Annotated in this window: 12 protein-coding genes; 1 reads left to right on the forward strand and 11 read right to left on the reverse strand. The window is 50.5% G+C overall.

All coding sequences use genetic code 11. From position 1 onward, the window contains the following. From BZG79_RS05760 to BZG79_RS05800, 9 genes are all read right to left on the reverse strand, one after another. On the reverse strand, positions 1-980 hold a 980-nt coding region (locus BZG79_RS05760; protein WP_077773933.1), incomplete at its 3' end, for an inosine/guanosine kinase. An 89-nt stretch (positions 981-1,069) separates the two neighbouring features. Then, positions 1,070-2,044 (reverse strand): ferrochelatase, encoded by a 975-nt coding sequence (gene hemH, locus BZG79_RS05765; protein ID WP_077773934.1) that lies wholly within the window; start codon positions 2,042-2,044, stop codon positions 1,070-1,072. A 163-nt stretch (positions 2,045-2,207) separates the two neighbouring features. Continuing rightward, positions 2,208-2,852, reverse strand: coding sequence for an adenylate kinase (adk, locus tag BZG79_RS05770; RefSeq protein ID WP_021022480.1), 645 nt, complete (start codon positions 2,850-2,852; stop codon positions 2,208-2,210). Positions 2,853-3,007: 155 nt separating this feature from the next. Continuing rightward, the gene (htpG, locus tag BZG79_RS05775) at positions 3,008-4,903 is read right to left on the reverse strand and encodes a molecular chaperone HtpG (RefSeq protein ID WP_077773935.1); all 1,896 of its coding nucleotides are present in this window, start codon (positions 4,901-4,903) and stop codon (positions 3,008-3,010) included. Positions 4,904-5,104: 201 nt separating this feature from the next. After that, positions 5,105-5,713, reverse strand: a complete 609-nt coding sequence (gene recR, locus BZG79_RS05780; RefSeq protein WP_021022482.1) for a recombination mediator RecR — start codon at positions 5,711-5,713, stop codon at positions 5,105-5,107. Positions 5,714-5,716: 3 nt separating this feature from the next. Continuing rightward, a complete protein-coding gene (locus BZG79_RS05785; protein WP_021022483.1) occupies positions 5,717-6,046 on the reverse strand; it encodes a YbaB/EbfC family nucleoid-associated protein in 330 nt (109 codons plus the stop codon). A 24-nt stretch (positions 6,047-6,070) separates the two neighbouring features. Next, positions 6,071-8,311, reverse strand: a complete 2,241-nt coding sequence (dnaX, locus tag BZG79_RS05790) for a DNA polymerase III subunit gamma/tau (RefSeq protein WP_077773936.1) — start codon at positions 8,309-8,311, stop codon at positions 6,071-6,073. 57 nt (positions 8,312-8,368) lie between these two features. Continuing rightward, on the reverse strand, positions 8,369-8,914 hold the full coding sequence (gene apt / locus BZG79_RS05795; protein ID WP_021022485.1) for an adenine phosphoribosyltransferase: 546 nt from the start codon (positions 8,912-8,914) through the stop codon (positions 8,369-8,371). A 37-nt stretch (positions 8,915-8,951) separates the two neighbouring features. After that, positions 8,952-9,419 (reverse strand): YbaN family protein, encoded by a 468-nt coding sequence (locus tag BZG79_RS05800; protein ID WP_077668856.1) that lies wholly within the window; start codon positions 9,417-9,419, stop codon positions 8,952-8,954. Between the two features lie 418 nt (positions 9,420-9,837). Here BZG79_RS05800 and BZG79_RS05805 point away from each other — a divergent pair, with 418 nt between their 5' ends. Then, positions 9,838-10,221: a conjugal transfer protein TraR gene (locus BZG79_RS05805; protein ID WP_021022488.1), complete on the forward strand. Its 384-nt coding sequence runs from the start codon at positions 9,838-9,840 to the stop codon at positions 10,219-10,221. 136 nt (positions 10,222-10,357) lie between these two features. On the opposite strand, the gene BZG79_RS05810 is transcribed toward BZG79_RS05805, so the two are convergent. Together BZG79_RS05810 and BZG79_RS05815 are read right to left on the reverse strand one after the other, a co-directional pair. Next, a complete protein-coding gene (locus BZG79_RS05810) occupies positions 10,358-11,005 on the reverse strand; it encodes a DUF2057 domain-containing protein (RefSeq protein ID WP_077773937.1) in 648 nt (215 codons plus the stop codon). Positions 11,006-11,093: 88 nt separating this feature from the next. Then, positions 11,094-12,116, reverse strand: coding sequence for a porin (locus BZG79_RS05815; protein WP_077773938.1), 1,023 nt, complete (start codon positions 12,114-12,116; stop codon positions 11,094-11,096). Positions 12,117-12,367 lie beyond the last annotated feature (251 nt).

A 12,367-nucleotide genomic window follows, 5' to 3' on the forward strand; every position in this document is an offset into this window, starting at 1 on the left:
GCTTTGATCATTGGACGGCTGAATTCATACATATTGAACTCAGGAATCGCACCAGGTAGCAGTGGTAGTGACGTTTCACGTTTAGCTTTGTCTTCACTGTAGCCGGCCATATACAGGCCAATCGGGCCTGCGGTGCAAAGCACCATGTCCACCCATTGTAGCGTCGCGTCAGCCGCCAATAGCGGATCACTTTCTCCGGTCAACGCCTCGCCTTCATCTTCGTTCATGGCAACCACACTGACGTGTTCAGCGAGAAAATCGCGCCACCACTGTGGGTTTTGTTCAATCACATATTTGGTGCCCAATGTCATGACTACCGGCACGTTATGCTTTTTGGCATATTTGATCGCACGCATGGTCGCATCTGGCATCGGATCGCCTTCTTTACAACGGACCAAATACGCAGTCAGTACCAACGCCGAGGCGTTTTCAAAGATATGCTCAGGAATCGAATCAGGATGGAGTTGGTTCATCAAGCCTTCGTTGATGGCAAACGTGCGCTCACCGCAATCGCCAATCAGCGCATAGCAACGACCAATCGGGCCTTGAACCGGTTGCAGGTAGTTCAGATCCATCCGGCTGGAGGTGTTACACAAATACCGATAAGAATAACTACCAATACGAATATCCTGGCTCATTACCCCTAGCAAGATCGACTGATCGTCAGCCAATGCGGAATAATTGTGTAAGGTATTGCCAATGGTGCCGCCGGCAAACTCATGCGTCACCAAGTTGTTATCTTTTAGCTCTTGATACAAGGCTTCGGCACGCTCATCATCAATCACCAATGAGTGGCCCTTGCTTAAACCATAACGTTCCAGAAACTCATCACTTACTTTCGCTTCTATATCGACCAAAGTTTGGTCAATGCCGATGACATGGGGGCGCTTAAAGCCGCGGTCCGTGGCAGGGTTGAGCAAAGGATCCCGGGCATGAACCGGAAAGTAGTGTTTAGACTTACGTTGTCCTGGAAATTTCATGGTTCGTGTAACTTGGCTAATGGAAGGAAGGCGCGAATTCTATCACAGAATTTGCGCCTGCGTAGCGTCTGGCCTACGAATTTTCTTGCCTACCAGCCTTGCGTATGGTCTGCCACCAGCGCGGCAAGTAAATCAATGTGGGCCTTGTCATCGTTTAAGCATGGAATAAAACGAAAGGCTTCGCCACCGGCTTCTAAGAAGATATCACGACACTCCCCGGCGATTTCTTCTAAGGTTTCCAAGCAGTCAGATGAGAACGCGGGAGTCATGATATCTAACGTTTTGACCCCCTGGGCTGGCAACCCTTCCAAGGTTTTATCGGTGTAAGGCTTCAGCCACTCTTCACGGCCAAATCGTGATTGATAACTCATCATAATGGCATCATCTGGCAAACCTAATTCGGCTTGGAGCAACGCGGTGGTCTGCTGGCAATGCTGCGGGTACGGGTCGCCATTATCGGCAAAACGCTGCGGGATCCCATGATACGAACATAACAAGCGATCCCCTTTTCCATGCTGCTCCCAGTGGCGTTTCACCGACGCCGCCAACGCGGATTGATAAGCAGGGTGATCGTGATAATGATGCACATAGCGCAATTCGGGAATACGTGGTCGCCCTTTGAGTGATTTGGCTACCTTATCAAAGACCGCCGCCGTGGTGGTGGCCGAGTATTGTGGGTAAAGCGGTACGATTAGAACCTTTTCACAGCCTTGTTGCTCCAGCGTCTCAATGCCCTGGATGATTGACGGTGTCCCATACGTCATTCCCAACGCAACTGGCATATCTACTTGTTTTGCTAACGCATCACGCTGACGTTTGGCATACACCATTAACGGTGAGCCTTCTTCCATCCATACACTTTGATACAGTTTGGCGACCTTGGGTGACCGTACCGGCAAAATCACGCCGTGTAATAATGGGCACCATAACCAGCGGGTTAAATCGACCACTCGGTGATCATGCAAAAACTCAGAGAGAAAGCACTTTACCGCGGCGGGCGTCGGTTCATCTGGCGTCCCCAAGTTGACCAATAGCACGCCAACTTGGTGTTTATTTTCTGTCATGATGGTTGTCCTTGGCATCGGCTCAGTCAAAGAGCGAATAATAGTAATGAGTGACATGCAGCTTGCCATAAAAAAACCGGAGCGACTAATCGTCTGCTCCGGTTTCTGCTATCCGTCATACCGATGACGTCATAGGGTTACACCGCATCGGGCGTGGCGCTGATTAGCCGAGTACTTTTTGAATCTCGGTGCTAACCTGCTCAACCGCTTGGGTGCCGTCAAAAGTGACAAACTGGGTATTGCCGGCATCGGCTTCTTTTTTATAGTACGCAATCAGTGGTGCCGTTTGATTGTGATACACGTTTAGACGCGCACGCACTGTCTCTTCTTTATCATCATCACGCACCACCAGCGGCTCGCCCGTCACGTCGTCTTTCCCTTCCTCTTTCGGTGGGTTATAAACCAGGTGATAGGTGCGACCAGAGGCCAGATGAGCACGGCGACCACTCATACGCTCTACGATAACGTCGTCCGGAACGTCGAATTCGAGTACGTAATCGATCGCGATACCGATCTCTTTAAGGCCATCCGCTTGCGGAATCGTACGTGGGAACCCATCTAGCAAGAAGCCGTTGGCACAATCATCTTGCGAGATACGCTCTTTAACTAGGCCAAGAATAATGTCGTCAGACACCAATTCGCCCGCATCAATAACTGCTTTGGCTTTTAAACCAAGCTCAGTGCCCGCTTTAATCGCGGCGCGCAACATGTCACCGGTAGAAATTTGCGGAATCCCGTATTTTTCCATGATGAACTGCGCTTGCGTCCCTTTACCCGCGCCCGGTGCACCCAAAAGAATGATGCGCATAGTGATCCCCTTTATGATTATTTAGGTTTCGTTAAACTGCGTCTATCGCCGCAAAGACCCGAAACATACACGCTTAGCCAAACGCTATCAAGCCCGGCATCCGGCCGGGCTTGTCGTTCGTCACTGAGTATGTTGATTGACTCGACCTGTGTCGATTATACCTTGGTCAGAAGTTGATTGACCGACGCCAAGAACTCTGACGGATCATCCATGCTGCCCTTCTCTGCCAACATCGCTTGGCCGAGCAACATTTCTACCCAAGTACCAAATTTTTGCTCGTCGCTTTCATCCGCCATGCGCTTGATGAGATCATGCTCTGGGTTTAGCTCAAAAATGTATTTCACATCAGGCGCTTGCTGGCCAGCGGCTTCTAGCAACTTAGCCATTTGTGTGCCCATTTCAAACTGATCAGTCACAACCACAGCTGGGGTGTCTGAAAGCTTAAACGTGGTGCGCACATCTTTCACCCGCTCACCTAGGTGAGATTTCACCCGCTCAACCACAGATTCAAACGCTTTTTCGGTTTCTTCGCGCTCTGCTTTTGCCTCTTCATCGTCGAATTGGCTGAGGTCGAGATCCGCTTTGGTGATCGCTTGGAGCGATTTGCCATCGAACTCGGTCAAGTAGCTCATCAGCCATTCATCGATGCGATCGTACATCAAGATCACTTCAATGCCTTTGGCTTTAAACTGCTCCAAGTGTGGGCTGTGTTTCGCGGCGTTATAGCTATCTGCCGTGATGTAGTAGATCTTGTCTTGCTCTTCTTTCATGCGCGACACATAGTCGGCTAGCGACACGGTTTGCTCAGCGCTGTCTTCTTGGGTTGAAGCAAAACGCAGCAAGCCAGCAATTTTTTCTTTATTGCTGAAATCTTCCGCTGGGCCTTCTTTCATCACCAAGCCAAACTCACGCCAAAATGTTTGATACTTGTCGGCATCATTTTTGGCCAGTTTTTCTAGCATCGACAGAACACGCTTGGTGCACGCCCCCCGTAGCGATTGGGTGATCTTGTTATCTTGTAAGATCTCGCGCGATACGTTGAGCGGCAAATCGTTAGAATCAATCAAACCACGTACAAAGCGCAAGTAGCTTGGCATAAATTGTGACGCATCATCCATGATGAACACGCGCTGTACATAGAGTTTCAGTCCATGTTTGTGCTCGCGGTTGTAAAGATCCCACGGCGCCTTAGAGGGGATATACAACAAACTGGTGTAATCATTTTTACCTTCAACCCGGTTATGGCTCCAGGTTAGCGGCTCTGCAAAATCATGCGAAACATGCTTATAGAATTCTTTATATTCTTCAGCAGAGATATCGGACTTGGCACGGGTCCATAGCGCTTGCGCTTTGTTCACTTGCTCCCATTTGCCTTCGCCAGTCTCGTTGCCTTCCTCGTCTTTCTCTTGTGTCCACATTTCAACCGGAATACCGATGTGATCCGAATATTTACCGATCACTTCACGCAGGCGCCAGTCGTTAAGGAACTCTTTCTCATCGTCTTTGAGGTACAGCGTAATATCGGTGCCACGTTCCACTTTACTAACAGGCTCAAGTGTATATTCACCTTCACCGGTCGATTCCCATTGCACCGCTTCGTCAGCCCCAAGCCCTGCAGCACGGGTACGCACCGTCACTTTATCTGCGACAATAAAGGCGGAGTAAAAACCTACACCAAACTGGCCAATCAAGTTGGAATCTTTGCTTTGGTCTTCGTTCAGTTGTTTTAAAAACTCTTCGGTGCCTGATTTGGCGATGGTGCCGAGATTGGCAATAACATCGTCACGGCTCATGCCGATGCCGTTGTCAGACACGGTGAGTGTGCCGGCTTCGCTATCAAAAGACAGACGAACACGCAGATCACCGTCGTTTTCATACAGCTCAGGCGCTGATAGCGCTTTAAAGCGCAGCTTATCCGCGGCGTCCGACGCGTTTGAGACCAGCTCTCGAAGAAAGATCTCTTTGTTTGAGTAGAGAGAATGGATCATCAACTGCAGCAATTTGGAGGTATCTGAACCAAACTGGTGTTTTTCTGGGGTTTTCACGCTCATGTCAATCTACCTAACACTATGATGTTTAAAGGCTGAGTGGGTAATCGACCCACGTCACGAAGAATTCATATTCAGTACCCCAGGATATAAGGGCCACATCAGTCGCTTTCAAGGTGTGACTGGTCAAATAAACATCAGTTGAGAAAAAGAAAGCCTAACCGGGCGGTTAGGCTTGATAAGCGGTTAGCGATATTGACGCCGTTAGCGATATTTAAGCTGTTGACGACCAATAATGGAGTGCGACAGCGTGGTGCCATCCACCAATTCAAGCTCACCACCCATGGGAACACCATGGGCGATACGACTCGCGCCCACTTGGTGTTCTTGGCAAAGCTCGGCGATGTACTGCGCCGTGGCTTCCCCTTCTACCGTAGGATTGGTCGCCAGAATAAGCTCTTCAATCGGTTCACTTTGCAAGCGCTTTTCCAAAACGTCTAAACCGATATCTGCCGGCCCAATCCCATCTAATGGCGACAAGTGCCCCATTAAGACAAAATAGCGCCCGGCATATTGGCCGGTCGCTTCAACGGCGGCAATATCGGCCGGGCTTTCAACCACACAAATCAGTCCGGTTGCTTGTCGTTTCGGGTTATCACAAATGGCACACACGTCTTGCTCTGTAAATGTCCGGCACTGGCTGCAGTGGCCAATGTCGGTCATTGCCGTGCTCAGTGACTGCGCCAGGGCAAGCCCCCCTTGGCGATTACGTTGCAAAAGATGATACGCCATTCGCTGCGCCGACTTGGGACCCACCCCAGGTAAACAACGCAGCGAGTCCATCAGCTGTTCAAGTAACTGGCTGGTGCGCATAGATTAAAACGGCATTTTCATGCCCGGTGGTAACTGCATACCGCCTGTCACGTCTGCCATTTTTTCTTTCTGTTGCTCTTCAACACGACGTGCAGCATCGTTGAATGCGGCTGCAATCAAGTCTTCCAGCATATCTTTATCGTCTTCCATCAAGCTATCATCGATGTCGACACGACGGATGCTATGGCTGCCTGTCATGGTCACTTTCACCATGCCTGCGCCCGCTTCGCCTGTCACTTCCATGCTGGCAATTTCTTCTTGTACTTTTTGCATGCGCTCTTGCATTTGCTGCGCCTGCTTCATCATGTTGCCCATTCCGCCTTTACCAAACATAATTCTCTCTCTTGGTTAGGTGTCTTAAATTGGTCGAATGCTGTCTTCTTCTAACTCCGCCGCAAAACGTTGAAGCATAAAAGTGACATTCGGATCATTATGCAGGCTGTGTGTCGCCTGCGCTAATTTTTGTTGATAGCGTTGCTCGCGCCGCTCTAACGGTGTGATTCCCGACGTGCCGAGCTGTACCTCCAAGGTTATGGGGGCGCCCAAGGCCGTCGTCAAGGCCTGCGTTAATTGTTGCTGCGCTTTTTCGGTATTCAGATGTGATTGATCAGGCCTTAATGTCAGCCGAACCTGGTCGCCTTCACGCACCATAGCGGCATTGAGCGCCATTTGTTTCACCAACCGCTCGACCTCAAGGCTATCGGCCAACGCACACCAAGGATCTTGTTGATTGGTCTCCTGCACCAACTTATCGCGCATTGCTGGCGTTTTCTCATGCTCAAGCGCTTGTTTGAGCGCCTTTGGCGTCAACGACGACACGGTGGCTGGCGCCTTGGCTTGGGGCTGAGAAGGACGCCATTGATAAGGCTCCGTCGCCGCCAATGATGTGTCGCGTTGCCGTGCGGGCACCGGCTCAGATGGCGTTGCGGTGGAGGTCGCGACTGAGTTGGCGTCAGACACAGGCGATGTCGATTCTGCAGCGGTCGCAACGCGATCCAACACAGATAATGCATCATTCTTGGCCGGTGTCTGTCTCGCCTTTTTTGCGCCAGACTCGGCCTGACTGATTTGTCGCTTCATCCTGCTACGCAGCTGGTTGCGGGCTTGAATCAAACTCGATGCCGCAGACGCGGGTGCCTCACTGGCTGGCACGTCTGATGCGTCCGTTGTTGGCGTCGWATCTGTCGCGGGAGCCGATGCAGGCGATATCGGAGTGCTGTCATCGTGATCAGCCGCCGACGAAGCATGATCAGACACAGATGCGATCGGATCGGCCGGCCTGGTGTCAGGCGCAGTGGGTGTCGCCGAGATAGATGACTCGGATGAGGTAGGCCCACGGCGATCCGACGCAGCAACTTGCGCTTTTAATGCGCTAATTGCTTGAGTTGGATCAAGGTTTTCGCTCGCCGCTTTGGGCTGTGCGTCTGAGGCCATACTTGAGGCGCTTGGCTGCGCCTGCGACGTTGGGGCGTGTTCGGGCACGGCAATAGTCACCGGCTCATAAGGCACCGTTTTAACCGGCTGGAACGCCAACATCCGCAGCAATACCATCTCTAGCCCCGCACGTCCATCGGGGGCATAGGGTAAATCTTGTCGACCCTGCAGCGCTATTTGGTAACATAGCTGCACATCTTGCGGCGTTAAGCGCGACGCCAAAGCCTGTATGCGCGCGTGATCACCCTCTGCATCATCGCGGGTTTGTGGCAGTGTTTGCGCCAACGCAATTTGATGAAGCTGGCCTGCAAGCTCTTTAAGCAACCCATCCCATTCGACGCCAATTTGTGCAATCTGCGCCAGCCCATTCATCAGCTCAACTGCATCTTGATTTACTAATGCTTCCAGTAACAACAACGCATTGTCACTGCTTAAGGTCCCTAGCATTTCTGCTACTGCGCGGGTGCTAATCTGACCGTTACCGAGTGCAAGCGCTTGATCGGTTAAGCTCAGCGCATCGCGCATACTGCCTTCTGCCGCACGTGACAGTAGCATCAGCGCGCGCGCGTCAGCTTCGACGCCCTCTTGGCCAAGAATGTAATCGAGCTGGGTTTGGATCTGACTGGCGTCAAAATGTTTTAAATGAAACTGCAAGCAGCGCGACAAAATGGTCACCGGCAATTTTTGCGGATCCGTGGTCGCCAGCAAAAATTTCACATACTCGGGTGGCTCTTCCAGCGTTTTAAGCAAGGCATTAAAACTATGCCGCGACAGCATGTGGACCTCATCAATCAGGTACACCTTATACCGTCCGCGTGCGGGTTTATACTGGACGTTATCAAGCAGCTCGCGCGTATCTTCTACCTTGGTGCGTGACGCCGCATCAATTTCCAACAAATCAACGTAACGCCCTTCATCAATTTCACGGCAGGTGGCGCATTGGCCACACGGTGAGGACGACACGCCCTGCTCGCAATTTAATCCTTTGGCAAAAATACGTGCGATGGTGGTTTTGCCCACTCCCCGCGTTCCACTGAACAGGTAAGCATGGTGCAGGCGGTCATGATCGAGCGCATTGGCGAGCGCCGTCAGCACATGGCTCTGCCCCGCCACCGCGTCAAAGTTATGGGGGCGCCATTTGCGTGCAAGAACTTGATAACTCATGTCAATTGGCTTCCTAGTGGCTGATAAATGACCCAAGGCCCAGCGTCGTGTTCACCATTAATGGCCGGCAAACTCGCACAAACTGTACACACTAACGCCAAGCGCCGTCAGTTTTTCCTCACCGCCAATATCCGGTAGGCTAATGACAAAACCGGCGTGTTCCACGGTGCCGCCCAACCGACGTACTAATTTGACCGTGGCTTCAATGGTGCCACCGGTGGCGAGCAAGTCATCGATCACCAGCACTTTATCACCGTCATCAATGGCATCACTGTGAATCTCAAGCGTATCTTCACCGTATTCTAGCTGGTAATTTTCGCTGATCACCGCCCGTGGCAATTTGCCTGGCTTGCGCACCGGCACAAATGGCAATGCTAGCGCTAAGGCCAAGGGCGCGCCAAATAAAAAGCCGCGCGATTCGGTGCCAATCACCTTGGTAAAGCCTTGATCCCGATACTTTGCTACCAGGGCATCAATGGTGGCCTGGTAGGCGGTCGGGTCTTCCATCAAGCTGGTGACGTCACGAAATAAGATGCCGGGCTTAGGGTAATCAGGAATGGTTTGAATGCTTTGTTTAATCACATCCAAGTTGTCGTTGCTCATGGCCAATTCTCATCGGTAAAAAACGCAAACCGCCATGTTATGAATTTTCGGCCGTACCAGCAACAGATTCCGTCTCAGGCAGGCGGAGAAACCAGCATAAGAGCACAATCAGACAAAGTAGTAGCATGCCTTTTAACCAGAGCGCTGGCACCATGTACATTGAGAATGAGAAACTGGCCACGATCATCACCGTTGCCCGCTTTTTGACCCGCCGGCTGATGGCGCGTTGTTGATACCAGTCAGTCAATATTGGCCCGAACGTTGGATGGGCATGAAGCCAATTGGCGATACGGGGAGAGCCGCGCATAAAACAGCCGCTTGCGAGCAACAAAAACGGGGTTGTTGGTAACACAGGCAAAAACGCCCCGGCGGCACCGAGTGCGACCCAAAACCAACCCAAACCGTTCCACGCCCAACGCCAAGCGACGGATGGAGCTGGCGGCGCGGGTGTTGTTTGTCGCGCTTTTGACTGTGGCGCGTTTGACTGCACCGCTTTTGACTGCATAGCCAACTTGCCCTTATTGCTGCGCGTCACCTGGGTGACCCTCTTACCCCAGTGTAGTGATCCAGCCGCAATGGGTACAGGACGAGCTGAGGAAAAATGAGGCAGTATTGAATAAGGCGGTAATTAACCGCCAAATACAATCCCGAGCCAAGTGAGGCTTGCGGGTAAGGTGGGGATCAGTAAGACCAACAAAAAGCCGATAAAATACTTTAGGTTATAAGGTTCTTTAAATTCGTGACTCATAGGTTACAACACTCACAACAACATAACATCAGTGAGCAGCTACTATAGCCTAGCTTGCTCCCGCTAAAAACGGACGTTTTGTAAGGTTTTAATCCGATTATTGATTTACATCAGGGTAACAACTTGGTGCATTGGGTCATGATAAACGTCATTTAGCCAATCAAGCGAACTGACCATGGATACAAATACTCTTGCGCAGCTGCGGCGTAAGCTCACTCGTGAGCGTGCCGAGCTGATCGCCACCTTAACCACGCGTTTGCGTGAAGACTGGGACAAGCATTGCGACACCCTGACTGTCACAGAGCTGATCAAAGAAAGCCAAGGCCTACCTGGCGCAATTCGTTGCCTCGGTGAACGTCTGGAAAAAGTCGATGCGGCTTTGTGTGCCATGGATTTGGAAATTTACGGATTGTGTGCCGATTGTGAGAGTGACATTCCACTCGATGATTTAATCAAGGATGCCGCGGAGCAGCGCTGTCCGCAGTGCCGCGCATCAAACTATTATCACCACGACCCGGCCACTCGCCGCGCGACAACGGGCCCCCGTAAATCGGTGTGAGCCCAGGTCGACTTTCGCTTGTCTCACCGTGGCTTAAACGGAACGCGCCCAGCATCAGCTGGGCGCGTTTTTTTATTGACCGTGTAAAGCTGTCAAGTGGGTGATACTGACTACCACGCCTCCCTCGAACACGCGCTTAATCTTGATCAATGATCCAACGACGGAAGGTTTTACGCTCTTGGTCGCTGGCTTTTGTATACCAAAGCTTAAGCTGCGACAAGGCATCGCCTTTTATTGAGGCTTGTCCTTGGTCGTCCACCTCGACTAACACGTCGTTAAGGTTTTTGCTTTCACCTTGGTCGATAATAATACCGTTCTCGCGGTTGTACTCGGCCACCAGCGCTTCCATATCGGCATAGGCGGCAAATCCATCACCTTTAAGCTCGACGGCCTCTAACGGCATTACCTCGCCATTATCAAACTCAGCCTGCCATTGTGGGTTATCATCAAAATAGCTGGTCGCCTGGGTTTTCACCCTTAGATTAGTATCAATGTTAATGGTGGCATCGCGGCCATCAACGTCTAGCTCAAACAAATACGGGCGCGAGGTAAAAATCACCTCTTTACTTCCTCGCTTTACTTCGCCATCAAAGCGCATCACCAACTGGTGGGTGCCATTAGCAAGTTCAATGGTCTGCTGCGGCGCCCAGTTGTCAAAACTGATCTCTTTGCCATCAACCACCACAAATTCAATATGACGTGCGGAGGTAATTTCCGCCGCATGGATGGCGCTCGATGCCATCAGTGCACCCAGTACCAATGCGGCTTTTGTTAACTTTTTCATTGTCACTCCAAACGATACGACGAAAAAAGCCGCCCTAAGGCGGCTTTTGTAATCAATGCTACAACTTAGCAATAGGGATTAAGCTCAATTAGAACTTAACTTCCATACCTGCTACGTAGCCGAAGTCTTCGTTTTCACCGTCGCTGTCGCCAACTTCTGCGTATACATGCGCATTGCTGTGCAGTGCATAAGTCACGTTTGCATAGTAACCGTTAACGTCTGAAGTGTTACCTTCTTGGTCTTTGTTATCGTAACCAACCGCAAAGGTAGTTTTACCCATGGTGTAGTCAGCTGCGATTGAGGTGTAGTCTGTGTCGGTATCGCTACCGCCAATATCTGAAGAGGTACGACCAATCGATGCTGCTAGACCAACGTTTTCGATACCTGCGTATTCGATTTCAAAGTTGTATGCATCTTTGTCGTCATCGCTATTACGGTTAACATTATCCGCTTTTTGATAGTAAACACGTGCATCAACGTCTGCGAAACGATAGCCTAAGCGAGCTTCATAAACACGTACGTCGTCACCTAAATTACCAGCGTTGATCGCTTCTGGGCTGCCATCGTCAATGCCATCGCTCTTATCAGTGTAGGTTGCAGCACCGTAGAAAGTACCGTTGTCATACACGTATTTACCGACTTGAGCAGCTTGCTCATAGTCTGCACCAAAGCTGTTTGCTGATAGCTCGTAATCTTTAGTGATGCCAGAATCATCCATCAGCAAATATTGACGACCGGCAGTAAACTGACCCCAGTCACCTTTAAAACCTACGTAAAGCTCGTCATTTTCGACGTTCGAGCGACTTTCTCCTGTAGGAATACCTTTTTTGTCATAGTTACTGTTGGCATCGTTCATTTCAAATTCAAATGCCATTGCACCGATAACAGAAAGCTTATCTGATACTGCAACTTCAGTATTAATTGCAAAGTCACCGTCGTCCAACTTCCATGCACCGTCACGGTTGTTACCGATTTCTTGAATGTACTGAACTTCAGCGGCACCCGATGCGTCGACTTTAACGCCTTCTGCGTCATATAGGTTGATGCTTGCTGATGCTGAGCCAGCAGCCAGCAGAGCTGGTACTGCCATTGCTAGAATAGTCTTTTTCATGGTTAATCCACTGCCTTTTCTATTTAGTCATTATGAGTTCCTTCATGGAACTCTGTTTTATGGTGACTGTCACTCTGTTACGTGCAACAAGCGCTGCAAAGCACAAAATGCCAGTTCACTGAAACTTCGTGGCTAATCGTGCAGAACATTTGTGGTTCTGTCAACTGGCTGGAAGCGCATTACATTTTAGAACAAATCCTTTATAAAACAGTAAGTTAATAAACAAAAATGAACAAGGATCACAGTTTAAC

Origin of the sequence: Salinivibrio sp. MA427 (assembly GCF_001996115.1) — a bacterium.
In the GTDB taxonomy this organism is placed as follows: domain Bacteria; phylum Pseudomonadota; class Gammaproteobacteria; order Enterobacterales; family Vibrionaceae; genus Salinivibrio; species Salinivibrio costicola.

Bases quoted from the DNA above. Each gene is read 5' to 3' on its own strand.
- hemH (WP_077773934.1), bottom strand. From the start codon at position 2,044: ATGACAGAAAATAAACACCAAGTTGGCGTGCTATTGGTCAACTTGGGG.
- adk (WP_021022480.1), bottom strand. From the start codon at position 2,852: ATGCGCATCATTCTTTTGGGTGCACCGGGCGCGGGTAAAGGGACGCAA.
- htpG (WP_077773935.1), bottom strand. From the start codon at position 4,903: ATGAGCGTGAAAACCCCAGAAAAACACCAGTTTGGTTCAGATACCTCC.
- recR (WP_021022482.1), bottom strand. From the start codon at position 5,713: ATGCGCACCAGCCAGTTACTTGAACAGCTGATGGACTCGCTGCGTTGT.
- BZG79_RS05785 (WP_021022483.1), bottom strand. From the start codon at position 6,046: ATGTTTGGTAAAGGCGGAATGGGCAACATGATGAAGCAGGCGCAGCAA.
- apt (WP_021022485.1), bottom strand. From the start codon at position 8,914: ATGAGCAACGACAACTTGGATGTGATTAAACAAAGCATTCAAACCATT.
- BZG79_RS05800 (WP_077668856.1), bottom strand. From the start codon at position 9,419: ATGCAGTCAAAAGCGGTGCAGTCAAACGCGCCACAGTCAAAAGCGCGA.
- BZG79_RS05805 (WP_021022488.1), top strand. From the start codon at position 9,838: ATGGATACAAATACTCTTGCGCAGCTGCGGCGTAAGCTCACTCGTGAG.
- BZG79_RS05810 (WP_077773937.1), bottom strand. From the start codon at position 11,005: ATGAAAAAGTTAACAAAAGCCGCATTGGTACTGGGTGCACTGATGGCA.
- BZG79_RS05815 (WP_077773938.1), bottom strand. From the start codon at position 12,116: ATGAAAAAGACTATTCTAGCAATGGCAGTACCAGCTCTGCTGGCTGCT.